This window comes from Streptomyces cyaneofuscatus, from assembly GCF_000718135.1.
GTDB classification, from domain to species: Bacteria; Actinomycetota; Actinomycetes; order Streptomycetales; family Streptomycetaceae; genus Streptomyces; species Streptomyces cyaneofuscatus.
In genome coordinates, this window is the sequence record NZ_JOEM01000020.1 from 44,661 (window position 1) to 66,921 (window position 22,261).

Sequence of the window (22,261 nt, forward strand, 5' to 3'; positions counted from 1 at the left end):
TCCGGGCCGCGTTCACCGTCACTCGGTGGTGAACGCGGCCCGCAGCTCCTCCTTGAGTGACCGCTGAAAGGCCGTCACCAACGCCTGCACCACGATCGGTTGCATATGGGCCGACAGCGACTTCATCGCCGCCACATGCTCCGGATCGCCCTCACGCTCCCGGTACGGATTCCACACCTCGTCCCGGAACAGCCGCGTCATCTCCTGCGCGGCGGAGCGCGTGTGCTCCAGCAGCACGGTCCGCGCCGCCAGGATCGTCTCGTGCGCGATCGGCACGTCCAGCAGCTCCACCCCGAGCCGCAGCAGCCCGAGGTCCACCCGGTACGCCCCGCCGTCCCCCTCCGGCCGCACCAGCACCCCCATCGCCGCCAGCCGGTCCACATCCGGCTCCGCCAGCGCCCGCCCCGCTCGCTTCTCCAGTTCCGCCCGGGTCAGGTCCTCCGCCGTGTCCGGCGCCCAGGACGCCACCAGCGCCCGGTGGATCGCCAGATCGTGGGCGCTCAGGTCGGGTGGCAGCTGCTCCAGATAGCGTTCGATGGCGGCGAGCGTCATGCCCTGGTGCTGGAGCTCCTCGATCAGCGCCAGCCGCGAGAGGTGATCGGCCCCGTACCGCCCGACCCGGCGCGGCCCGATGACCGGGGGCGGCAGCAGGCCCCGGGTGCTGTAGAACCGCACGGTGCGTACGGTGACCCCGGCACGCGCCGCCAGCTCGTCCACCGTGAGCGTGGGCTCGTCGGTCCCCGTCGCCATCTCTGCTCCCCGCAGTCGTACCCTCGTACCGGACAGTGCCGCTGTCTCACCACTTCTGCCAAAGTCTCCGGCACCACGGCCCCGCCGTCCACCCCGGCCCGTTGTCAGTGCCGGGCCGTACGGTGAAGCCATGTCGGGGATCACGTACGTACGGGGGGACGCCACCGCGCCGCAGGGCAAGGGCGTCAAGGTGATAGCGCACGTCTGCAACGACCTGGGCGGCTGGGGCAAGGGGTTCGTCGTCGCCCTCTCCCGCCGCTGGCCCGAGCCGGAGGCCGCCTACCGCCGCTGGCACCGGGAGCGCGCGGGCAATGACTTCGCCCTGGGCGCGGTCCAGTTCGTCCAGGTCGGCCCGTATCTCTGGGTGGCCAACATGGTCGGCCAGCGGGGGATGCGCACCGGCAGCAAGGGCGTGCCCGTGCGGTACGAGGCCATCGAGACGGCCCTCGGCGCGGTGGCCGCCCGGGCGGGCGAGCTCGGCGCCTCGGTCCACATGCCACGCATAGGCTGCGGCCTCGCGGGCGGCACGTGGTCACGCGTCGAGCCGATCATCGAGGGGCGCCTGATCGAGGAAGGCGTGCCCGTGACCGTGTACGACCACGACTGACCGGGACACCGGCAGCGTACGAGCACGACCGACCGGACCTCGCTTGCCCCGGACCTCGCGGACCCCGCCCCCACGCTCCGCCCGCCCGCGAGGGATCATGGAGGGAAGGGACGGGCAGCGCACCGCAGGCCCGCAAGGAGTGCGGGAGCACCGGATGAGCAGCGCGAACGGCGTCGAGGAGCCCCTGCCGCCCCCGCCCGGCGGGGTCCTGTGGAGCCTCTCCGGTGACATCCGGGCCCTGCTGATGCTGCCCGCCGCCCTCACCCTCCAGGTCGCCCACCCCGCCGTCGGCGCGGGCGTCGACGAGCACTCCGTCTTCCGCACCGACCCCTGGGGGCGCGGCGAACGCTCCCTGCGCTCGCTCCAGCTCTGGGTGTACGGCGGAGAGCGGGCCGCCGAGGAGGGCCGCAGGCTGCGCCGGCTCCACCGCACCATCCAGGGCACGGACACCCGGGGCCGGGCATACCACGCACTGACGCCCGCCAACTACGCCTGGGTGCACGCCACCGGCTTCCCCGTCTACCGGCACGCGGCGCGCTACCTGATCCGGCCGATGACCCCCGCGCAGGAACGCGCCCTGTACGCGGAGTGGCTCCAGGTCGGCCGTATCCTCGGCATCCACGACCGGGACATGCCCCGGACGATCGAGGAGTTCTGGCCGTACTGGGAGAAGATGCTCGCCGGGGAGATCGAGGCGACGACCGTGGTGCGCGAACTGGTCGACGTGGACCAGCCCGTACCGCCGCCGGACCGTGGCCCGTGGCCGGTGCGGACGGTTCTGCGGGCCCTGTGGCCGGTGCTCCTGCCGCCGCTGGCGCGCGGTCGGCGGTTCGTCACCATCGGGCTCATGCCGCCGGACGCCCGCGCGGCGATCGGGCTGCCGTGGACGGCGGCCCAGGAGAAGCGGCTGCGGAGGCTCTGCGCGGTGCTGCGGGTCGTCGTCCCCGCCCTCCCGGAGCGGCTGCGGTATCTGCCGATGGCCCGGGCGGCCCGCGCCGCGCACGCCACCGGGGGCCGCCGGAACGGCTGAACCTCACCGCTCCGAGGGCCCCCGATGGAGCACGTACAGCGAATCAGCGGTGGTCGTGATCGCTGTGACCGCCGTGGCTGCTGTGACCGCCTTGACCGCCGTGATCCCCGTGGTCATGGATCGTGTTCGTCGCCGCGATCTTCTTCCAGGACGCCGGCCGCTCCGGCCGGACCGCCGCCCGGGACGACGCCCCGCCCTTGGCGATGCCCGCCGAGGCCGCCGCCGGCAGAGCGGGCCGCTTCGGCTGGTACAGCCAGGTGTCGAAGAGCGTCGCCAGCGGCTTGCCCGAGACCCGCTCCGCGTACCGCAGGAAGTCACCCACGGTCGCGTTGGAGTGCGCCTTCTCGGTCGGCCACCCCTTCAGCAGGGCGAAGAAGGTCTCGTCACCGACCCTGTTGCGCAGCGCCTGGAGCGCCAGCGCGCCCCGGTCGTAGACGGCGATGTCGAACTGCTTGTCCGGACCCGGGTCGCCCGGCTTCACCTTCCAGAACGGGTCGTCCGCCGGGTGCTGGGCGTAGACGTAGTCGGCCAGCTGCTGCGCGGTGCCCTCGCCCTCCTTCTCCGACCAGAGCCACTGGCTGTAGCGGGCGAAGCCCTCGTTGATCCAGATGTCCTTCCAGCCGTCGACCGACACGCTGTTGCCGTACCACTGGTGCGCGATCTCGTGGACGACGACCGAGACGTTGGCGCCGTTCGCGAACTGCCGCGGGCTGTAGAAGGGCCGCGTCTGGGTCTCCAGGGCGAAGCCGCTCGTCACGTTGGGCACATAGCCGCCGAGCGCGTTGAACGGGTACGGCCCGAAGACCTCGGTCAGCCACTCGGCGACCTCGGTGGTCCGCTCGATGCTGGCCCGGGCGGCACCCGCGTGGGGACCGAGGTCCTTGCTGTAGGCGTTCAGCACCGGCAGACCGTCGGCGGTCTTGTCGGTCGTGATGTCGAACTTGCCGACCGCGAGCGTCGAGAGGTACGTGGCCTGCGGCTTGTCGGAGCGCCAGTTGAAGCGGGTCCAGCCGAGCTTGGAGCTCTGCGAGACGAGCACCCCGTTGCTGATCGCCTGCGTGCCGTCCGGCACGGAGACCGAGATGTCGTACGTAGCCTTGTCGAGCGGATGGTCGTTGCTCGGGTACCACCAGACCGCCGACTCCGGCTCCTGCGCGGCGATGCCGCCGTCCGGGGTCCGGGCCCAGGCGGTCCAGCCGCCGATCTTCAGCTCGGAGGGCTTCCCGGCGTACCGGACGACCACCGAGACGTCCTTGCCCTTGGCCAGGGGACCCGTCGGGGTGATCTCCAGCTCCTGGGTGCCGGTCTTGGCGAAGGAGGCCTTCTTGCCGTTGACCCGCACCTCGGAGACGGCGAGCCCGAAGTCGAGGTTGAAGCGGGTCAGGTCCTGCGTGGTGGTGGCGAGGATCGTCGCCGTGCCCTCCAGCAGGTCGGTCGCCGGCTGGTACGTCAGCCGGAGGTCGTAGTGGGAGACGTCGTAGCCGCCGTTTCCGCTGGCCGGGTAGTAGGGGTCGCCGATACCCGGGGCGCCCACGGTGCCGGTGGAGGCCGATGCCGGGATCGCCAGCAGAAGGGTGGCCGCCAGAGCGCTGGGGACGATGAATCTGCGGTGCACGCATACTCCAAGTCGTCGGGATCGTGGACCGGACGACGGGTGTGGCCGGCCGGTCGTGGAACCGGGCGGGGGGTGGTTCCGACCGGTCAGGAAAAAGGCTAAGCAGCCCACCGGGCAGGACGGTCGAATCAGGGCATCCCTGTCACACGATCGCCATGCCCTCGTCACGACCCGCAGTGATCGCCCCCTGTTGCACAGGAGTTCACCCGGGTAACGTCCGCGGCACCGGCCGACCGGGAGGGCGCGCGGTGCCCGCCGCGCGCGTCTCGTTCGCACCCTGCGCGCCCCGCTCGCACCTGCGCGTACTCGCGCGCCCCCCCGCCGGTACTCCGCTCGTCCTCCGGGAGGCAGCCGCTGATGACCCCTCGCATCACCCGCGCGCTCCGCATGCTCAGCCCGCACCCATGGCTCGGACCGGTCGCGCACCCCGGCCGCCCGCCGTCCGCCGCGCGGCGCCGGGGCCCGGCGGTCCGGCACCGGAGTGCGGTGGTGGCGGCGGTCCTGGGCGCACTGGCCGTCCCGTTCGCCATCGCACCCGCCGAGGCCGCGCCGCACCCGCCGCGCACCGGGTTCGAGACGAGCGACGGGGCGCGCTGGACCGGGGCGGGCGAGGAACAGGCCTTCCTGGGGGCGGTCGACCGGGCGAGCGACCGGGCCGCCGTCGACCGGATCGGGACCACGGAGCAGGGCCGCCCCCTCCAGCTCGTACGCATCGGGGAGCGGCGCCCCGCCGCCACCACGGTCCTGCTGATCTGCAGTCAGCACGGCGACGAGCCCGCCGGACGCGAGGCCTGTCTGACCACCCTGCGCGACCTTGCCTTCGCCCAGGACCGTGCCACTCGCGCCTTCCTCTCCCGTACGACGGTCCTGGTGCTGCCCACGGCCAACCCGGACGGGCGCGCCGCCGACACCCGGGGCAACGCCGACGGCGTCGACATCAACCGGGACCACATCGCCCTGGAGACCGCGGAGGGCCGGGCGTTCGCGGCCGTCGTCCGCGACGAACGGCCGGATGTCATCTACGACTTGCACGAGTACGGCGCCACACCCCCGTACTACGACAAGGACCTCTTCGTCCTGTGGCCCCGCAACCTGAACGTCGCACGCGGCGTCCACGACGTCTCGCGGACCCTCTCCGAGCAGTACGTCCGGCCCGCCGCGACCGGCGCCGGCTACAGCAACGGCCACTACGGCATCTGGACCGACCCGGTCACCGGCGACCCCATCAGGCAGACGGCCGGTGACGGCCAGGAACGCATCCTGCGCAACGCCTCCGGCCTCAAGCACGCGGTCGGTCTCCTCATCGAGTCACGTATCGACGCCCTGAGCGAGGCCGAGAAGGACGACCCGGCCCTCAACCACCGGCGCAGGGTCGACTCGCAGCGGACGGCCCTCGGCGGTCTCTTCGCCTTCACCGAGGAGCAGCGCGCCCGCATCCGGGCGGCCACCGGGCTCTCCCGTGTGAGCGGGTACGCCGACCGCGGCCCCGTATATCTCGGCGGCGCCGACAACGATCCCGCCGAGCCCGGCGAGATCCTCGCCGACCCGCCGTGCGGCTACCGGCTGACGGCGGCCCAGTACGCCGGTGTGAAGGACGAGCTGGCCCTGCACGGCGTCCGCTCCCACCGCGACGGCGATGGCGTGTTTGTGCCCCTACGCCAGTCGGGCAGGAACCTGATTCCGCTGCTCCTCGACCAACGGGCGACATATTCCCTCACATCTGGTCAAGCTGATACGGCTTGTTGATCCTTCGAGATCGTGGGTGGGTGTGGTACTGCCTACGAAGAGCGATTTTCAGACTCGGTGAAAGGTGCCATTTGTGTCCCAGGACGATCAGTCAGCTGGGGGCCGGGAGGAATTGTCGGTCACGGCTGACCTTCCCCCCGAACCCCTCAGCACCCGGGCCCCGACCACCGACCGGGTGGTCTTCGGCGTCACAGCGGTCCTCACCCTCGCCTTCGTCATCTGGGGCGCGACCGCCACCTCATCGCTGGAGACGGCGTCCGGCAAGCTCCTCACCGGGCTGATCCACAACGGTGGCTGGGCCTTCATGCTCGCCGCCTCCGGGTTCGTCATCTTCGCCCTCTGGCTGGCCATCAGCCGCTACGGGAAGATCTGCCTGGGCCAGGAGGGCGAGGGGCCGGAGTTCCGGACCATCTCCTGGATCGCGATGATGTTCAGCGCCGGCATGGGCATCGGCCTGATGTTCTGGGGTGTCAGTGAACCCCTGGCTCACTTCCGTACCCCGCCGCCCGGCACCGACCCCGCGGACTCGGCCGACGCCATGCAGACGGCGATGGCCACCACCCTCTTCCACTGGACGCTGCACCCCTGGGCCATCTACGCGGTGGTCGGACTCGCCATCGCGTACAGCGCCTACCGGATGCGCAGGCGGCAGACGATCAGCGCGGTCTTCGAGCCGCTGATCGGCAAGCGCCACGCGTACGGCGGATTCGGCCGCTTCATCGACATCCTCGCCATCTTCGCGACGCTCTTCGGTTCGGCTGCCTCGCTGGGCCTCGGCGCGCTCCAGATCGGCAGCGGGATCCAGGAGCTGGACTGGCTGGAGAAGGCCGGCACCGGACTCCTCGTCACCGTCATCGCCGTGCTGACCGTCTGCTTCGTCGCCTCCGCGGTCTCCGGCGTGGAGAAGGGCATCCAGTGGCTCTCCAACATCAACATGGTGCTGGCGCTGCTCCTGGTCCTGTTCGTCTTCGTCGCCGGCCCCACGATCTTCGTGCTCGACCTGATCCCCACCTCGCTGGGCGCCTACCTCAGCGACCTCGGACAGCTCGTCGGCCGCACCGAGGCGACCGGCGGCGGTGAGGTGGCCGACTGGCTCGGCAGCTGGACGGTCTTCTACTGGGCCTGGTGGATCTCCTGGACGCCCTTCGTCGGCATGTTCATCGCCCGGATCAGCCGCGGCCGCACGATCCGCCAGTTCGTCGGCGGCGTCATCCTGGTGCCCAGCACGGTCAGCCTGATCTGGTTCGCCGTCTTCGGCGGTTCGGCCATGAAGCTGGACGAGGCGGGCAAGCTCACCGGTGCGGACACGCCCGAGGCGCAGCTCTTCGGCGTCCTCCAGGAGTTCCCGATCGCCACCGTGACGAGCATCCTGGTGATGATCCTCGTCGGCATCTTCTTCGTCTCCGGCGCCGACGCCGCCTCGATCGTCATGGGCACGCTCTCGCAGAGGGGCGTCCTGGAGCCCAGCAAGTGGGTCGTCATCTTCTGGGGTGTCGTGACCGGGGCCGTGGCCGCGATCATGCTGCTCATCGGTGACGGCAAGGAGAACGCGCTGGAGGGGCTCCAGAACCTCACGATCCTGGTCGCCGCCCCCTTCGTCGTCGTCATGATCGGTATGTGCGTGGCCCTGATGCGGGACCTGCGCAAGGACCCGCAGATCGTCCGCCAGGAGTTCGGCGTGGAGGCCGTCGAGTCCGCGGTGATCGAGGGGCACGCCAAGTACGACGGCGACTTCGAGATCCGTATCGGCCCCGGCACGACGGTCACCACGGACGAGCGCCACAAGGAGGTTCCGACCGAGAAGGGCCCCCAGGACTGATCCCGGGATCCAGGGATCCAGGGAGACCATCTCGTACGTGTACGGCGGCGGCTCAGCCCACCAGGGCGGCCGCCGCCCGTGCGCAGCCCCAGGCCACGGTGACCCCCGCGCCGCCGTGGCCGTAGTTGTGGACCAGCAGACCGCCGCCCGGCAGGGCCTCCGCCTCGATCCGCACCCCGCCCTCCCGCACCGGCCGCAGCCCCACCCGGTGCCCCAGCACCCGGGCGCCCGCGATCTCCGGCCGGACCCGCGCGCATCGCGCCACGATCTCCCGGGCCACCGCCGCGTCGGGCTCCCGGCGCTCGTCGTCCGCCTCGGCCGTACCGCCCAGCACCAGGCCGGCCGGCTGCGGGAAGAAGTACGTCGTCGCGGCGGACGCCGGGTCGGCCTCGGTGAACCACTCCGCGATCCCCGGGTTCTCCACCACGACCAGCTGCCCCCGCACCGCCCGCACCCCCGCGTCCGGCACCAGCTCGCGCGCCCCCAGCCCCGTGCAGTTCACCACCACCGGAGCCTGCGCCGCCGCCTCCGCGAACCCGTCCACTGCCCGCCCCTCCACCGCACCGCCCGCCGCCACCAGCCGCCGCTCCAGCCACGCCAGGTGCGCCGGCATGTCCAGCAGCGGCAGGGTCACCCGCAGCCCCTCGGCCACCTCCACCGCACCCTTCAGCTCCGCCGCCCACGGCCCCAGCGCCGCGAACCGCTCACCGCCGTGCACCCCCGCCACCACCCGTACGCCGGTTCCGCCGGGCCCGCCCGCCAGCTCCTCGTACACCGCAAGGGTCTCCAGCGACCAGGCGCCGACCCGCTCGGCCGGCTCGATCCGGTACGGCCACCACAGCGCCCCCGCCACCGCCGACGTCGTCGCCCCCGCCGGATCGCGCGACCAGACCCGCACCCGCAGCCCGCGCTCGGCCAGCGTCACGGCGGTGGTGAGGCCGATGACCCCGCCGCCCACCACGATCACGTCCGCCACATCCGTCACCTTCGCCGCATCCGTCATCACGGTCACTCCCGTCCCCTAGCTTCACGCCCGTCGCTGCCCGGACGCTAACGGAAACCGGAGGCCAGGGGCACAGGGCGAGGGGCATCGGGCACCGGAGACTAGGATCGGCACCCTGATGACTGCCACCCTCGTCGCCAAGGACCTCGCCGCCGGACACGGCGACCGCACACTCTTCGCCGGACTCGACCTCGTCGTCGCCCCCGGAGACGTGATCGGTCTCGTCGGAGTCAACGGCGCCGGAAAATCGTCCCTGCTCCGCCTGCTCGCCGGACTCGACCGCCCGGAGGAGGGCGAGCTGAGGCTCTCCCCGCCCACCGCGACCGTCGGCCACCTCCCGCAGGAGCCCGAGCGGCGCGAGGGCGAGACCGTCGCCGCGTTCCTGGCCCGCCGCACCGGCGTCGCCGACGCCCAGCGCGCCATGGACGAGGCGACGGAGGGCCTGGTATCCGGAGCCCCGGGCGCCGACGACGCGTACTCCGAGACCCTGGAGCGCTGGCTCGCGCTCGGCGGCGCCGACCTGGAGGAGCGGGCCGCGCAGGTCGCCGCCGAACTGGGTCTCACCGTGAGCCTGGACCTGCCCATGACGGCCCTCTCCGGCGGCCAGGCGGCCCGCGCCGGGCTCGCCTCGCTGCTCCTCTCCCGCTACGACGTCTTCCTGCTGGACGAGCCCACCAACGACCTCGATCTCGACGGCCTGGAGCGCCTGGAGCGTTTCGTCTCGGGGCTGCGGGCCGGGACCGTCGTCATCAGCCACGACCGCGAGTTCCTGGTGCGCACGGTCACCAAGGTGCTGGAGCTCGACCTCGCCCAGCAGCAGATCAACCTGTACGGCGGTGGCTACGCGGCCTACCTGGAGGAGCGCGAGACGGCGCGCCGGCACGCCCGCGAGGGGTACGAGGAGTACGCCGACAAGAAGGCCGCCCTCGAAGCGCGCGGCCATATGCAGCGCTCCTGGATGGACAAGGGCGTCAAGAACGCCCGTCGCAAGGCCACCGACGGCGACAAGCTCGGCCGCAACGCACGCAGCGAGGCGAGCGAGAAGCAGGCGGCGAAGGCCCGGCAGACCCAGCGCATGATCGAGCGCCTCGACACCGTCGAGGAGCCGCGCAAGGAGTGGGAGCTGCGGATGGAGATCGCCACCGCCCCCCGCTCCGGATCGGTCGTCGCGACCCTGCGCGAAGCCCGCGTGGTGCGCGGCGACTTCTCCTTCGGCCCCGCCTCGCTCCAGATCGACTGGGCCGACCGGGTCGCCATCACCGGCGCCAACGGCGCGGGCAAGTCCACCCTGCTCGCCGCCCTGTTGGAGCGGCTCCCGCTCGACTCCGGCCACGCCACGCTCGGTTCGGGCGTCGTGGTCGGCGAGGTGGACCAGGCCCGCAAGCTCTTCCTCGGCTCCCAGTCGTTGCTGGAGGCGTTCTGCGCCGCCGTCCCCGACACGGAACCGGCCGAAGTCCGCACGCTGCTCGCCAAGTTCGGACTGCGCGCCGACCATGTGATGCGCCCGGCCACCAGCCTCTCCGCGGGCGAACGCACCCGCGCCGCCCTCGCCCTGCTCCAGGGCCGGGGAGTCAACCTCCTGGTGCTCGACGAGCCGACGAATCACCTGGACCTGCCCGCCATCGAGCAGTTGGAGGCGGCGCTGGAGAGCTACACGGGCACCCTGCTGCTGGTCACCCACGACCGGCGGATGCTCGAAGCGGTGCGCACCACGCGCCGCATCGAGGTCGCGGACGGCCAGGTCAAGGAAGTCTGAGCGCGCCCACGGGCAGGGCGTTCTCAAGAAGTACGGAGGTGGGGGCGGGCCGCACACGGCGACCCGCCCCCACCCTCGTTCGGGCCTCAGCGCCCCCGGCCGCCCTGCTTCGGGTCGGTCAGCCCCGCCCGCCGCAGCGCATCGGCCATCGCACTGTTCGCCGGAGCCGGAGCACCCTGGCCCTGCCGGGACCCGCCGCCACCGGAGCCGCCGCGCCGGTCCCGGCCGCCGCCCTGGCCGCCCTGCCGGCCCTGACCGCCGCCGGCCCCCTGGCCGCCACCTGAACCCTGCCCCTGCCGCTGCTTCGGCGGACGGGCGCCCCGCTCACCGCGGCCCTCACCGCGCCCCTGCCCGCCGCCGGCGCCCGGCTCGTCGTCCAGCCGCAGCGTCAGCGAGATCCGCTTGCGCTGCGCGTCGACGTCCATGACCTTGACCTTCACGATGTCCCCGGGCTTCACGACATCGCGCGGGTCCTTCACGAACGTCTTCGACAGCGCCGACACATGCACCAGCCCGTCCTGGTGGACACCGACGTCCACGAACGCGCCGAACGCCGCCACATTCGTCACGACGCCCTCCAGCACCATGCCGGGCTCCAGGTCCCCGAGCTTCTCGACACCCTCCTTGAAGGTCGCCGTACGGAACGCGGGCCGGGGGTCGCGCCCCGGCTTCTCCAGTTCCTTCAGGATGTCCGTCACGGTCGGCAGACCGAACATCTCGTCCACGAAGTCCGCCGCGCGCAGCGACCGCAGCGCCTCCGCGTTACCGATCAGCGAGGCGACCTCGCCGCCCGCCGTCTTCCCCATCCGCCGCACCACGGGGTACGCCTCCGGGTGCACGCTGGAGGCGTCCAGCGGGTCGTCGCCGCCCCGGATCCGCAGGAAGCCCGCGCACTGCTCGTACGCCTTCGGGCCGAGCCGCGCCACGTCCTTCAGCGCCTTGCGGGAGCGGAAGGGGCCGTTGGTGTCGCGGTGCGTCACGATGTTCTCGGCGAGCCCCGAGCTGATCCCCGAGACCCGCGAAAGCAGCGGTGCGGAGGCAGTGTTGACGTCCACACCGACGCCGTTCACGCAGTCCTCGACGACCGCGTCCAGCGAACGGGAGAGCTTCACCTCGGACAGGTCGTGCTGGTACTGGCCGACGCCGATCGACTTGGGGTCGATCTTCACCAGCTCGGCCAGCGGGTCCTGGAGCCGCCGCGCGATCGACACCGCGCCGCGCAACGACACGTCCATGTCCGGGAGTTCCTGCGAGGCGAAGGCGGAGGCGGAGTACACCGAGGCGCCCGCCTCCGAGACCATCACCTTGGTGAGCTTCAACTCCGGGTGCTTCTCGATCAGTTCACCGGCGAGCTTGTCCGTCTCGCGGGACGCCGTGCCGTTGCCGATCGCGATCAGGTCGACCGCGTGCTCCTTCGCGAGGTGCGCGAGCTTGGCCAGCGCCTGGTCCCACTTGTTGGCGGGCACATGCGGGTGGATCACATCGGTGGCCACCACCTTGCCGGTCGCGTCGACGACCGCGACCTTCACCCCCGTACGGAAACCGGGGTCCAGGCCCAGCGTGGCGCGCGTCCCGGCCGGGGCGGCGAGCAGCAGATCGCGCAGGTTGGAGGCGAAGACCCGTACCGCCTCGTCCTCCGCCGCCGTGCGCAGCCGCAGCCGCAGATCGATGCCCAGGTGCACCTGGATCCGGGTCCGCCACGCCCAACGCACGGTGTCGAGAAGCCACTTGTCGCCCGGGCGGCCCCGGTCGGCGATCTCGAAACGGCGGGCGATCATGTTCTCGTACGTCGAGGGGCCCGGCCGCTCGGCGGCCTCGGGCTCCTCCGGCTCCAGGACCAGATCGAGCACGTTCTCCTTCTCGCCGCGCAGCATCGCGAGCACCCGGTGCGAGGGCAGCGCGGTGAACGGCTCCGCGAAGTCGAAGTAGTCGGCGAACTTGGCGCCCGCCTCCTCCTGGCCCTCACGCACCTTCGCCGCCAGCCGGCCGCGGGTCCACATGCGCTCGCGCAGCTCACCCGTCAGGTCGGCGTCCTCGGAGAACCGCTCGGTGAGGATGGAGCGCGCGCCCTCCAGAGCGGCCGCCGCGTCCGCCACACCCTTGTCGCCGTCCACGAACGCGGCAGCGGCGGCGAGCGGATCGGCCGACGGGTCGGCGAGCAGGCCGTCCGCCAGCGGTTCGAGCCCCGCCTCCCGGGCGATCTGCGCCTTCGTCCGCCGCTTCGGCTTGAACGGCAGGTAGATGTCCTCCAGGCGCGCCTTGGTCTCGGCACCCCGGATCGCGGCCTCCAGCGCGGCGTCGAGCTTGCCCTGTTCGCGTACGGATTCGAGGATCGACGTACGCCGCTCCTCCAGCTCCCGCAGATACCGCAGCCGCTCCTCCAGCGTGCGCAGCTGCGCGTCGTCGAGCGATTCGGTCGCTTCCTTGCGGTAGCGCGCGATGAACGGCACGGTGGACCCGCCGTCGAGCAGCTCGACGGCCGCCCTGACCTGTCGCTCACGTACGCCGAGCTCCTCGGCGATCCTGCCTTCGATGGACGTCGTCACGGTTTTCCCGACTCGCCTTCTCGTACTGGCTGTGCAGTGACAGGGCCCTCTCGTTCGGATCGGACCCCCAGAGCTGCATTGTGCCGGGTGGCCGGGCGCCGTGTCGCATGACCTCGGGGAACACGCCCGGGAGCCCCAGCACCGCGTACGGGAGCCCCGGGCCGGGCCGTGTGGATCAGCGCCCGGTCGCCTCGGCCGGGAAGGCGCCGTTCGCGGCGGCCGTGAACAGGAAGCCGCGCCCCAGCTCGGTGAGCCGCTCCACGCCTTCGGCGCCCAGGTGCTCGTACGGGGCCCGGTCCATCCGGTCCGTCGCCTCCTCCACCTCCGCGCGCAGCGCCGTCCCCGCGTCGGTCAGCGCCAGCTCCTCACCCGCCGCCAGCAGCCCGCGCTCCCGCAGCCGGCCGGACGCCGCCTCCCAGTCGGTGCGCCGCCAGCCGCGCGAGGACAGGATCCAGCGGATCGCCATGCCCTTGCCGGTCGCGGTGTGGCTGACAAGGGACTCCACCGGGTCCAGGCCGGCGGCGAGCAGCGCGGCGAGGTGGGCGTCGCCGCGGTGCTCGCGCAGCAGGGTCGCGGCGTGCCAGAACGCCAGGTGCGGCTCGTCGGGCACCGGCAGCTCCGCGTGGGCCGCGTAGAGCGGGCGGGCGTGCGGGGTGCAGGCCTCGGTGGCGCGCAGCGCGAGCCGGGCCGCCTCCGCCATCTCGTCGGAGGCGATGATCTCCTCGCCGAGCAGCCTCCGCAGCGTCGAGTCCGCCGCCCGCAGCCGCGCCCCGAGCACCTGCTCGGGCGAGGCCACGGACCAGACGGCGGGCACGTGCTCAGCCACCAGGGCCGGGTTGAAGTTGTAGAAGGTCGCCGTGACGGTGCCCGCCCCCACGGGCCCGAACGCGGCGGCCCGGGTGGCGAAGTAGACGGCGCTCGGGTCCTCGACACCGAGCTTGCCCAGCTCGGTGCCCAGGTCGGGGGAGAAGAAGAGGCACGAGTGCAGCGGGTTGACGGCGTTGTGACAGCGGCGTTCCGCGCGGGCCGGAAGAGAACTCATACCCGCACGTTACCGACTGGTCGGTACGGCGGGAAGGTCGGGGAGCGGTCCAGTGCGGGGAACGGCTCGATGGCAGAAAAGGTGGGGTACTCGTCATTGTGGCCATCACCGCCCGCCGCCCAGGATGGCGGGTGTGACCCAGCGAACCGTGCTCGTCGTCCTCTTCGACGGCGTCCAGAGCCTCGACGCGACCGGCCCGATGGAGGTCTTCGCCGGGGCCTCCCGCGCACCCGGCGTCTCCTACGACCTGCGGACCGCCTCCCTCGACGGCGGCCCCGTCCGCACGAGCAGCGGACTGACCCTGGTCCCCGACAGCAGCCTCGCCGAGGCCCCCGTACCGCACACCCTGCTGGTCCCCGGCGGACACGGCACCCGGGACTCCCACCCGGAGCTGACCGCCTGGCTGCGGGCGCACGCCGGGCAGGCGGAGCGGCTGGTCTCCGTGTGCACCGGCGCCCTGCTGCTGGCCGAGGCGGGCCTCCTGGACGGCCACCGGGTCACGACCCACTGGAACTACTGCGCCGAGCTCGCCCGCGACTTCCCCGACGTCCACGTCGACCCCGACCCGATCTTCGTACGGGACGGGCGGCTGGCCACCTCGGCGGGCGTCACCGCCGGCATCGACCTGGCCCTCGCCCTGGTCGAGGAGGACCACGGACGGGATCTCGCCCTGACCATCGCCCGCCACCTCGTGGTCTTCCTGCGCCGCCCCGGCAACCAGGCCCAGTTCAGCGCCCAGCTCAGCGCCCAGACCGCCCGGCGCGAACCCCTGCGCGAGGTCCAGCACTGGATCACCCGGCACCCGGACGCGGATCTCGCCGTGGACGCCCTCGCGGCCCGTGCCCGCCTCTCGCCCCGGCACTTCGCCCGTGCGTTCCGGGCGGAGACCGGTACGACACCGGGGCGCTACGTCGACCGCGTACGGCTGGAGCACGCACGCAGGCTCCTGGAGGACACCTCCGACTCCGTCGAACAGGTCGCCCGCGCCAGCGGCTACGGCACGCCGGAAGCCATGCGCCGCGCTTTCGTCAAGGCCCTCGCCACGGCACCCGCCGAGTACCGCCGCCGCTTCCGTACACCGACCTCCACCACCTGACCCGCCCCGTCCACCGAAAGGCAGCCCGTGCAGATCGCCATCACCCTCTTCGACCGCTTCACCGCCCTGGACGCGGTGGGACCGTACGAGATACTCAGCCGCGCCCCCGGCGCCGAGGTCGTCTTCGTCGCCGAAGCGACCGGCCCCGTGGCCAACGACAGCGGCAGCCTCCAGCTGGTCGCCCACCGGACCTTCGCCGAGGTCCCGTCACCCGATCTGGTGATCGTGCCCGGCGGTCCGGGGCAGGGCGACCAGATGGAGAACGCCACCCTGCTCGGCTGGCTGCGCGCGGTGGACGCCACCACGACCTGGACGACCTCCGTCTGCACCGGCTCCCTGCTGCTCGCGGCGGCCGGACTCCTCAAGGGCAGGCGGGCCACCTCGCACTGGCTGGCGCTTGAGCTCCTGAAGGAGTTCGGTGCCGAGCCGACGGGGGAGCGGGTGGTGTTCGACGGCAAGTACGTCACCGCCGCCGGCGTCTCCTCCGGCATCGACATGGGCCTCACCCTGCTCGGCCGGATCGCGGGCGACGACGCGGCGCGCTCGGTGCAGCTGCTCACCGAGTACGACCCGCAGCCGCCCTACGACTGCGGGTCCCCCGAGAAGGCCCCGGCTGCCCTGGTCGAGGAGTGGCGGACCCGGAGCCGCCACGTCACCCGGTAGGGCCCCCGGCGGGAGTCGTGTACGTGAAATGCGGCGCGCGTCGCTCCAGGAAGGCGGCGACCCCCTCCGCGGTGTCGCCGCTGCCCTGCGCCTGACCGGCCCAGTACCCGTCCCGGTCCTGCCGCCCCGCCGCGAACTCCTTCGCCGCGGCCTGCGTCAGCTGGGAGCGCGAGGCCAGCACCCCCGCGTACGCCGCCACCCGCTCGTCCAGTCCGCCGGCCGGCAGCACCTCGTCCACCAGCCCGGTGCGCAGGGCCCTCTCCGTGCCGATCAGCTCGCCGGAGAAGAGCAGATGCTTTGCCGTGGCCGGGCCGACCAGGCCGACCAGCCGCCGGGTGGAGGAGGACGGGTAGACGATGCCGAGCTTGGCCGGAGTGACGCCGAACAGGGCGCCCTCCTGGGCGAACCGCAGATCGCAGGCGGCCGCGAGCTGGCTGCCGCCGCCCACGCAGAAGCCGCGCACCGCGGCGAGCGTCGGCCGGGGGAACGCGGCCAGCGCCTCCTCGGCCGCCACCGCCAGCGCCTGGGCGTCCCCGGCGCTCTCGCGCAACGTGGAGATGTCCGCCCCGGCGCAGAAGGTGTCGCCCGCGCCCGTCAGCACCAGGGCCCGGACCGCCGGGTCGGCGGCCAGCCGCTCCAGCAGCTCCGGCAGGCTCCGCCACATCCCGGCGGTCATGGCGTTGCGCTTGGCGGGGTGGCTGATCACGACGGTGGCGATGCCGCGGTCGACGGAGCAGAGGAGCTGGGGTTCCGTACGGTCCATGCGCCGGATGCTATCCGCAGGGTTCGAACCTATGATCAAGAAGGGGTCGCGAAGCGGACACGCACCGTAAGGAGCTGTCGATGAACGGACCCACCGCCGAGGGCAAGAAGCACGGACCCGGCACCCAGGGCGGGAAGCACGGACCCGGCGCCGAGAGCGGTAAGCGCGCAACCACCGCCGAGGGCAGAAAGCTCAGCCGCAGCTTCAGCTGGCTCGCCCTCCTCGGCACGCTCCTGGTGATCGCGGGCATCGTCGGCCTGATCTACACCGGCCTCGCCACCCTCACCTCGATGCTGCTCTTCGGCTGGTTGCTGCTGATCGGCGGCATCGTCGGCCTGGCGCACGCGATCGAGTCGCGCGGCACCAACTACTTCTGGCTGGGCGTCGTGGTCGCCGCCCTGAACCTCGCCGCGGGTGTCGTGGTGATCCGTCACCCGGAGGGCACCGCCGAGGCGCTGACCATGTTCGCCGCGCTGCTCTTCCTGACGGGCGGGGTGTTCCGGCTGGTGGGCAGCGTCGTCGTGCGCGGTCCGCAGATGGGGTGGACGCTGCTGCAAGGCGCCTTCGGACTGCTCCTCGGCCTGCTGGTGCTGTTCGACTGGCCGCACAGCAGCCTGTACGTTCTCGGGGTCTTCTTCTCGCTGGCCCTGCTCTTCGACGGCCTCGGCCTCATCGCCATCGGGGTCGGCGGACGGCGCATCGTCAGCATGGTCTCGGATCGGCTCGAAGCACCCGGCCCGGCTACGGACAGTCCGCCCAAGGCCCCGGGAGAAGGGCAGAAGTAGTCCGCCGCCTGCCATCAGCGCGCACCTTCGGTCAAATAGCGCCGATACGCAGCTATTTCCGATCAGTGGCACGGTATGGACCAAGCCATTCCCAACACTCTTTACTCGACGGTCAGTGCAGTGCGAGTGAGAGCTGGTGCCGGACGATGGAGAGCCTCGGGAGTGCCCCTGCCGAACCCGTGTCGTACGAGGGGGTGTGGCGCTTCACCGCCCCCGCCGTGGACGTGTCCGTGCCCCAGGCCCGGCACGCCGTACGCGACCTCCTCGGCCGCCAGGGCGTGCCGATCGAGGACGACATCCTCCAAGGGCTGCTGCTGATCGTCTCGGAGCTGGTCACCAACGCCGTCAAACACGCGGCGCTGCTCTCGCCCGAGCTGGCGGTCGAGGTGGCCATCGGTGCCGACTGGGTCAGAGTCTCCGTCGAGGACAGCCACCCCTACCGGCCCACCGCCCTGGAGACGGACTACGCGCAGACGGGCGGCCGCGGACTGCTGCTGGTCAAGGTGGTCACCGCGGAGGCGGGCGGGACCTGCGACGTGGAGCACACCGCGAGCGGCGGCAAGATCATCTGGGCGGCGCTGCCGTTGAAGACGCAGCTCTGACCGCCCCGTACGAGATCCGCGCGAGCGTCACCAGCCCGCGGAGGGACCCGTCAGCTCACGGATCGCCGGACGCGCCGCGTCCAGTACCGTCATGAACCACGCCGAGAACGGCGCCCGCGCATGCCGCTCCGCCAGCTCCGCCGCCGTCACGAAGGCCGTCTCGCCGACCTCCTCCGGGTCCGGCTTCAGTGCCTCCTGCGCCATCCCCACGAACAGGTGGTTGAACTCCTGCTCCACCAGGCCCGAGGCCGGGTCCGGGTGGTTGTAGCGGACCGTGCCCGCCTCGGCCAGGAGCGAGGGCGCGATCCCCAGCTCCTCGTACGTACGCCGGGCGGCCGCCGCGAAGGGGGCCTCGCCCGGGTAGGGGTGGCCGCAGCAGGTGTTCGACCAGACGCCGGGGGAGTGGTACTTGCCGAGCGCCCTGCGCTGGAGCAGCAGCCGTCCCTGCTCGTCGAAGAGGAAGACGGAGAACGCGCGGTGCAGCTGCCCGGGGGCCTGGTGGGCCGCCAGCTTCTCCGCGGTGCCGATGGTGGTGCCGTTCTCGTCGACCAGTTCGAGCATGATCGCTTCTGCGGTGCCGTTCGACGAGCTGTGCGTCGCGGTGGCTGGTGTGGTCGGCATACCCATCCTTGTCTGTGGTCCCCGGCCTCGTGCGCCGGACCCCTCGAGTCCGGCCAAGTCTGCCGTACAAAAGCCGCTTGTCCGTACTTCGGTTCCGGGCATGTCCGCCCCGCCGCGCCCTGCGAGCGCGGCGGGGCGGACGGGGGTGTCAGACCCCGAAGGCCGCCGGATAGCGGATCATGCCCACCGGAAGCGGAACGGAATCGTCCAGGACCAGCGCCATCATCGCCTCGTCCGGCACCCCGAATCCGGGCCGGATCCCGTACCGGGAGGCGGGTACGCAACCGAAGCGCGCGTAGTAGTCGGGATCACCGAGCACCACCACCAGCGCCTCTCCGCGCACCCGGGCCGCGTCGAGCGCCGCCCGCACCACGGCCTGCCCGGCGCCCTGCCGCTGATGGGCGGGGGAGGTGGCGACCGGGGCCAGCGCGAGCGCCGGGGCGTCCCCGATCCGGCACCGGGTCAGCAGCGCGTACGCCGCCACGGAACCGTCCGGCGCCTCGGCGACGTACGACAGCTCGGGCAGCCAGGCCTCGGCGTCGGCGCGCAGGGCGTCCACGAGGTCGGCCTCGTCCCGGGTCGGGAAGGCGGCCGAGTTGACCGCGTGCACGGCCTCCCGGTCCGCCGCCGTCTCCGGCCGGGTGGTCCAGCGGGGGTCGGCCGGGCGGAGCACGTACGCGGCGTAGCCGTACTCCGCGCCGTACGCACGCCGTACCGCCAGCTCCTCACGGGTGGCCGCGAGCGCCCACTCCATACCGGGAGCTGTCGGGTCGGCGCTCTCCACGCGCTCGGCGAGCGGGACGTAGTACGTGTCCCAGTCGCTGTCGGGCTGGAGCAGGACCGCCGAGACCGTGCAGCCCGCGGCGACGGCCGCCGCGGTGGTCTCCGGCAGGGTGCGCAGGGAGCCGTTGCGGTCCCAGAAGTCGCGCGCCCCGGCCGAGGGCGCGTCGGTGGTCCAGACGCACTCGGAGATCACCATCGCGCCGCCCGGGGCGAGCAGCCGCTGCCACTCCCGTACGGCGGTGGCGAAGCCGATGCAGTACGCCGACCCCTCCGCCCAGATCAGGTCGAAGGAGCCCGCGGGGAAGCCGGGGCCGGTGAGGTCGCCCATGTCGGCCCGGACCGTACGGATACGGTCGCCCAGGCCGCGCGCCTCCGCCGCCTGGTCCAGCTCGTCCAGGAACGGCTGGTGCAGGTCGACCGCGGTCACCTCGGCGCCCGCCTCGGCGGCGAGCAGCAGGGCGGCACGGCCGGGGCCGCAGCCCAGGTCGAGGACGCGCGGACGGTCGGGGAGAGGGCCGGCCAGAGCCAGCAGCCGGCGCGTGGTGGCGTCGGAGCCGGGGCTCTGCCGGGGGAGACGGTGGTGCAGGGTGAAGAACGCCTCGGTGCGCGAGGCGTCGTCGATGTGGTCGGTCAACGTGGGAACCCTTGGGGTGTGAGGGCTCCGACCCGATCCGAGGAGAGGTGGACCTAGCCGGAGACCCGGGAGATGAGGAAGGACCGATTGCCGCGCCGGGAAGGCGTCGTCGCGACCGTCATCAACCTCAGCTCCTCTCGGAAAGGGCCCCGGTCCACCCGGGCCGTCCACCGCTGAGACTCGAACGTCTCAGCGAAACAACCCTAGCACCGCCGCTACGCGCCGCCTCGTGGTGCTCAGTGGCACAGATGCGCCTCGTGCTCCGCGTGCCCGCTCGGCTCCAGCTGGAAGGTGCAGTGCTCCACGTCGAAGTGGTCCCCGAGGCAGCCCTGCAGCTCGTGCAGCACCTTCTCGTGCCCTATCGAGTCGAGCATCTCCTGGCGCACCACCACATGCGCGGAGAGCACCGGCATCCCCGAGGTGATCGTCCAGGCGTGCAGGTCGTGGACGCCCAGGACGCCGGGCAGGGCCGTGATGTGGGCCCGTACCTCCGCCATGTCCACGCCCTTGGGCGCCGCCTCCAGCAGTACGTTCAGGGTCTCCCGCAGCAGCTTCACCGTCCGGGGGACGATCATCAGACCGATCACCAGGGAGGCGATCGGGTCGGCGGCCTGCCAGCCGGTCGCCATGATGATGCCCGCCGAGACGATCACGGCGAGCGAGCCCAGGGTGTCCGCCATCACCTCCAGATAGGCGCCGCGCACATTGAGGCTCTCCTTCTGTCCACGCATCAGCAGAGAGAGGGAGACGATATTGGCGACCAGACCGACGGTGGCGAACGCGATGGCGAGGCCGCCCTTGGTCTCGGCCGGGGTGATGAACCGGTCGACCGCCTCGAAGATCAGGAAGCCGCCGACGCCGAGCAGCAGCAGACAGTTGGCGAGCGCCGCCAGGATCTCGGCGCGGGCGAAGCCGAAGGTGCGGTTCGGCCCGGCGGGCCGGTTGGCGAAGTGGATGGCGAGCAGCGCCATCCCGAGCCCCAGCGCGTCGGTGGCCATGTGGGCGGCGTCCGCGATCAGGGCCAGTGAGTCGGAGAGCACCCCGCCGACGATCTCCATGACCATCACGCTCAGGGTGATGCCCAGGGCGACCCGGAGCCTGCCCCGGTACGCGGCGGCCGCCGTGCCCGTCGGGGGCGGCCCGCCGTGTGTGTGCCCGTGATCGTGGCCAGCCCCCATGCGAAACGCCTCCCGTGTCCGTGCGACAGCGCCCGGCGAAACCGCCCGACGACGCCAGTGAACTACGGGTGGGGGGTATCGGGCAACACGGCACTGAACACCGTTGTCATATGCTCTGACCTGCGGAAACGTTCCGCAGGTCAGAGCGCTGACGAGATCATTTACGGGCGTCCGCCCGCGCCTCGGGATGGCGCAGGCACCACCCCTCCCAGGCCGACTCCACCATCGAGCGGACGTCCCGGCGCGCCGTCCACCCCAGCTCCCGCACCATCCGGGCGTCCGAGGCCACCGCCTTCGCCGCGTCCCCCGCTCGGCGCGGTTCCACCACCGGCTCCACCGGGTGCCCGGACACCTCGCGGATCACGTCGATCAGCTTCCGTACCGACACGCCCTCGCCCCGGCCGACGTTCAGCGTCAGATCGCCGCCCTCGCGCACACCCAGCTTCCGCGCGACGGCGAGGTGGGCGTCGGCCAGGTCGGCGACGTGGATGTAGTCACGGATGCACGTGCCGTCGGGCGTGGGGTAGTCGTCGCCGAAGATCCGGGGCGCCTCACCGCGCGTCAGCCGGTCGAAGACCATCGGGACGATGTTGAACACCCCGGTGTCCGCCAGCTCCGGCCCGGCCGAGCCCGCCACGTTGAAGTACCGCAGACAGGCGGTGGAGATCCCGTGGGCCCTGCCCGTCGCCCGCACGAGCCACTCCCCGGCGAGCTTGGTCTCCCCGTACGGGTTGATCGGCAGGCAGGGCGTCTCCTCGGCGATGAGGTCCACGTCCGGTACGCCGTAGACGGCCGCCGAGGACGAGAAGAGGAAGCGCCGCACGCCCGCCGCGACCACGGCCTCCAGCAGCACGGTCAGCCCGGCGATGTTCTCCCGGTAGTACAGCAGGGGCTTCTCGACGGACTCGCCGACCTGCTTCTTCGCCGCGAGATGCACCACACCGCTCACCGCGTGCTCGCCGAGCACCCGGTCCAGCAGCTCCCGGTCCCCGGCCGAGCCCTCCACCAGGGTGACGGCCTCCGGCAGCCGGTCCACGATGCCGCTGGAGCGGTCGTCGAGCACCACGACCCGCTCTCCCGCCGCCACCATGGCCCGCGCCACATGTGCCCCGATGTATCCCGCTCCGCCTGTGATCAGCCATGTCATGGCCGTCAGCCTAGGTGCCCGGCTCACCCGGTCCGACCGGCGGTTTGTGGGCCGGGGCGCCGATCGATGATGATG

General features: G+C 72.2%; 19 protein-coding genes. 9 read left to right on the forward strand and 10 right to left on the reverse strand.

The window, feature by feature from the left end; all coding sequences use genetic code 11:
• Nucleotides 1-18 precede the first annotated feature (18 nt).
• Complete coding sequence (locus IF17_RS0128290) at nucleotides 19-750, reverse strand: MerR family transcriptional regulator (RefSeq protein ID WP_030571662.1); 732 nt, start codon at nucleotides 748-750, stop codon at nucleotides 19-21.
• Nucleotides 751-880: 130 nt separating this feature from the next.
• Here IF17_RS0128290 and IF17_RS0128295 point away from each other — a divergent pair, with 130 nt between their 5' ends.
• Nucleotides 881-1,357 carry a macro domain-containing protein gene (locus IF17_RS0128295; protein ID WP_030571664.1) on the forward strand — a complete coding sequence of 159 codons (477 nt, stop codon included), beginning with the start codon at nucleotides 881-883 and terminating at the stop codon, nucleotides 1,355-1,357.
• 154 nt (nucleotides 1,358-1,511) lie between these two features.
• On the forward strand, nucleotides 1,512-2,387 hold the full coding sequence (locus tag IF17_RS0128300; protein ID WP_032772726.1) for an oxygenase MpaB family protein: 876 nt from the start codon (nucleotides 1,512-1,514) through the stop codon (nucleotides 2,385-2,387).
• A 43-nt stretch (nucleotides 2,388-2,430) separates the two neighbouring features.
• Here IF17_RS0128300 and IF17_RS0128305 read toward each other — a convergent pair whose 3' ends face one another.
• Complete coding sequence (locus IF17_RS0128305) at nucleotides 2,431-4,002, reverse strand: M1 family metallopeptidase (RefSeq protein ID WP_030571668.1); 1,572 nt, start codon at nucleotides 4,000-4,002, stop codon at nucleotides 2,431-2,433.
• 357 nt (nucleotides 4,003-4,359) lie between these two features.
• Between IF17_RS0128305 and IF17_RS0128310 the strand changes: the two genes are divergently transcribed.
• Nucleotides 4,360-5,748 carry a M14 family metallopeptidase gene (locus IF17_RS0128310; protein ID WP_030571671.1) on the forward strand — a complete coding sequence of 463 codons (1,389 nt, stop codon included), beginning with the start codon at nucleotides 4,360-4,362 and terminating at the stop codon, nucleotides 5,746-5,748.
• A 73-nt stretch (nucleotides 5,749-5,821) separates the two neighbouring features.
• Nucleotides 5,822-7,567: a BCCT family transporter gene (locus IF17_RS0128315; protein ID WP_030571675.1), complete on the forward strand. Its 1,746-nt coding sequence runs from the start codon at nucleotides 5,822-5,824 to the stop codon at nucleotides 7,565-7,567.
• 52 nt (nucleotides 7,568-7,619) lie between these two features.
• On the opposite strand, the gene IF17_RS0128320 is transcribed toward IF17_RS0128315, so the two are convergent.
• Nucleotides 7,620-8,570 carry an FAD-dependent oxidoreductase gene (locus tag IF17_RS0128320; RefSeq protein ID WP_030571677.1) on the reverse strand — a complete coding sequence of 317 codons (951 nt, stop codon included), beginning with the start codon at nucleotides 8,568-8,570 and terminating at the stop codon, nucleotides 7,620-7,622.
• A gap of 118 nt (nucleotides 8,571-8,688) precedes the next feature.
• Here IF17_RS0128320 and IF17_RS0128325 point away from each other — a divergent pair, with 118 nt between their 5' ends.
• A complete protein-coding gene (locus IF17_RS0128325; RefSeq protein WP_030571679.1) occupies nucleotides 8,689-10,326 on the forward strand; it encodes an ABC-F family ATP-binding cassette domain-containing protein in 1,638 nt (545 codons plus the stop codon).
• 86 nt (nucleotides 10,327-10,412) lie between these two features.
• Here the strand turns inward: IF17_RS0128325 and IF17_RS0128330 are convergent, their stop codons facing one another.
• A complete protein-coding gene (locus tag IF17_RS0128330; RefSeq protein ID WP_030571682.1) occupies nucleotides 10,413-12,872 on the reverse strand; it encodes a Tex family protein in 2,460 nt (819 codons plus the stop codon).
• 175 nt (nucleotides 12,873-13,047) lie between these two features.
• A complete protein-coding gene (locus tag IF17_RS0128335) occupies nucleotides 13,048-13,914 on the reverse strand; it encodes an SCO6745 family protein (RefSeq protein ID WP_030571685.1) in 867 nt (288 codons plus the stop codon).
• Nucleotides 13,915-14,047: 133 nt separating this feature from the next.
• Between IF17_RS0128335 and IF17_RS0128340 the strand changes: the two genes are divergently transcribed.
• Entirely contained in the window at nucleotides 14,048-15,010 is a 963-nt protein-coding gene (locus IF17_RS0128340; protein ID WP_032772728.1) for a GlxA family transcriptional regulator, read from the forward strand.
• A gap of 27 nt (nucleotides 15,011-15,037) precedes the next feature.
• Complete coding sequence (locus IF17_RS0128345; protein WP_030571691.1) at nucleotides 15,038-15,673, forward strand: DJ-1/PfpI family protein; 636 nt, start codon at nucleotides 15,038-15,040, stop codon at nucleotides 15,671-15,673.
• On the opposite strand, the gene IF17_RS0128350 is transcribed toward IF17_RS0128345, so the two are convergent.
• The gene (locus tag IF17_RS0128350) at nucleotides 15,663-16,436 is read right to left on the reverse strand and encodes an enoyl-CoA hydratase/isomerase family protein (protein WP_030571694.1); all 774 of its coding nucleotides are present in this window, start codon (nucleotides 16,434-16,436) and stop codon (nucleotides 15,663-15,665) included. The two genes, IF17_RS0128345 and IF17_RS0128350, sit on opposite strands and share 11 nt — an antisense overlap.
• 80 nt (nucleotides 16,437-16,516) lie before the next feature.
• Here IF17_RS0128350 and IF17_RS0128355 point away from each other — a divergent pair, with 80 nt between their 5' ends.
• On the forward strand, nucleotides 16,517-17,221 hold the full coding sequence (locus IF17_RS0128355) for an HdeD family acid-resistance protein (RefSeq protein WP_030571697.1): 705 nt from the start codon (nucleotides 16,517-16,519) through the stop codon (nucleotides 17,219-17,221).
• A gap of 146 nt (nucleotides 17,222-17,367) precedes the next feature.
• Nucleotides 17,368-17,823, forward strand: coding sequence for an ATP-binding protein (locus IF17_RS0128360; protein WP_030571700.1), 456 nt, complete (start codon nucleotides 17,368-17,370; stop codon nucleotides 17,821-17,823).
• A 27-nt stretch (nucleotides 17,824-17,850) separates the two neighbouring features.
• On the opposite strand, the gene idi is transcribed toward IF17_RS0128360, so the two are convergent.
• The 4 genes from idi to galE all read right to left on the reverse strand — a co-directional run bounded on the left by idi (nucleotide 17,851) and on the right by galE (nucleotide 22,186).
• On the reverse strand, nucleotides 17,851-18,444 hold the full coding sequence (gene idi / locus IF17_RS0128365) for an isopentenyl-diphosphate Delta-isomerase (RefSeq protein ID WP_026241701.1): 594 nt from the start codon (nucleotides 18,442-18,444) through the stop codon (nucleotides 17,851-17,853).
• A 148-nt stretch (nucleotides 18,445-18,592) separates the two neighbouring features.
• Complete coding sequence (locus tag IF17_RS0128370; RefSeq protein WP_030571703.1) at nucleotides 18,593-19,861, reverse strand: bifunctional class I SAM-dependent methyltransferase/N-acetyltransferase; 1,269 nt, start codon at nucleotides 19,859-19,861, stop codon at nucleotides 18,593-18,595.
• A gap of 236 nt (nucleotides 19,862-20,097) precedes the next feature.
• Nucleotides 20,098-21,039, reverse strand: coding sequence for a cation diffusion facilitator family transporter (locus IF17_RS0128375; protein WP_030571706.1), 942 nt, complete (start codon nucleotides 21,037-21,039; stop codon nucleotides 20,098-20,100).
• A 157-nt stretch (nucleotides 21,040-21,196) separates the two neighbouring features.
• On the reverse strand, nucleotides 21,197-22,186 hold the full coding sequence (gene galE / locus IF17_RS0128380; protein ID WP_030571709.1) for a UDP-glucose 4-epimerase GalE: 990 nt from the start codon (nucleotides 22,184-22,186) through the stop codon (nucleotides 21,197-21,199).
• Nucleotides 22,187-22,261 lie beyond the last annotated feature (75 nt).

What these genes read in the sequence shown, in the direction of transcription:
- IF17_RS0128335 (WP_030571685.1), bottom strand. Translation starts at nt 13,914, where the DNA reads ATGAGTTCTCTTCCGGCCCGCGCGGAACGCCGCTGTCACAACGCCGTC.
- IF17_RS0128355 (WP_030571697.1), top strand. Translation starts at nt 16,517, where the DNA reads ATGAACGGACCCACCGCCGAGGGCAAGAAGCACGGACCCGGCACCCAG.
- galE (WP_030571709.1), bottom strand. Translation starts at nt 22,186, where the DNA reads ATGACATGGCTGATCACAGGCGGAGCGGGATACATCGGGGCACATGTG.
- IF17_RS0128295 (WP_030571664.1), top strand. Translation starts at nt 881, where the DNA reads ATGTCGGGGATCACGTACGTACGGGGGGACGCCACCGCGCCGCAGGGC.
- IF17_RS0128310 (WP_030571671.1), top strand. Translation starts at nt 4,360, where the DNA reads ATGACCCCTCGCATCACCCGCGCGCTCCGCATGCTCAGCCCGCACCCA.
- IF17_RS0128290 (WP_030571662.1), bottom strand. Translation starts at nt 750, where the DNA reads ATGGCGACGGGGACCGACGAGCCCACGCTCACGGTGGACGAGCTGGCG.
- IF17_RS0128360 (WP_030571700.1), top strand. Translation starts at nt 17,368, where the DNA reads ATGGAGAGCCTCGGGAGTGCCCCTGCCGAACCCGTGTCGTACGAGGGG.
- IF17_RS0128300 (WP_032772726.1), top strand. Translation starts at nt 1,512, where the DNA reads ATGAGCAGCGCGAACGGCGTCGAGGAGCCCCTGCCGCCCCCGCCCGGC.
- IF17_RS0128375 (WP_030571706.1), bottom strand. Translation starts at nt 21,039, where the DNA reads ATGGGGGCTGGCCACGATCACGGGCACACACACGGCGGGCCGCCCCCG.
- idi (WP_026241701.1), bottom strand. Translation starts at nt 18,444, where the DNA reads ATGCCGACCACACCAGCCACCGCGACGCACAGCTCGTCGAACGGCACC.
- IF17_RS0128350 (WP_030571694.1), bottom strand. Translation starts at nt 16,436, where the DNA reads ATGGACCGTACGGAACCCCAGCTCCTCTGCTCCGTCGACCGCGGCATC.
- IF17_RS0128320 (WP_030571677.1), bottom strand. Translation starts at nt 8,570, where the DNA reads ATGACGGATGCGGCGAAGGTGACGGATGTGGCGGACGTGATCGTGGTG.
- IF17_RS0128325 (WP_030571679.1), top strand. Translation starts at nt 8,689, where the DNA reads ATGACTGCCACCCTCGTCGCCAAGGACCTCGCCGCCGGACACGGCGAC.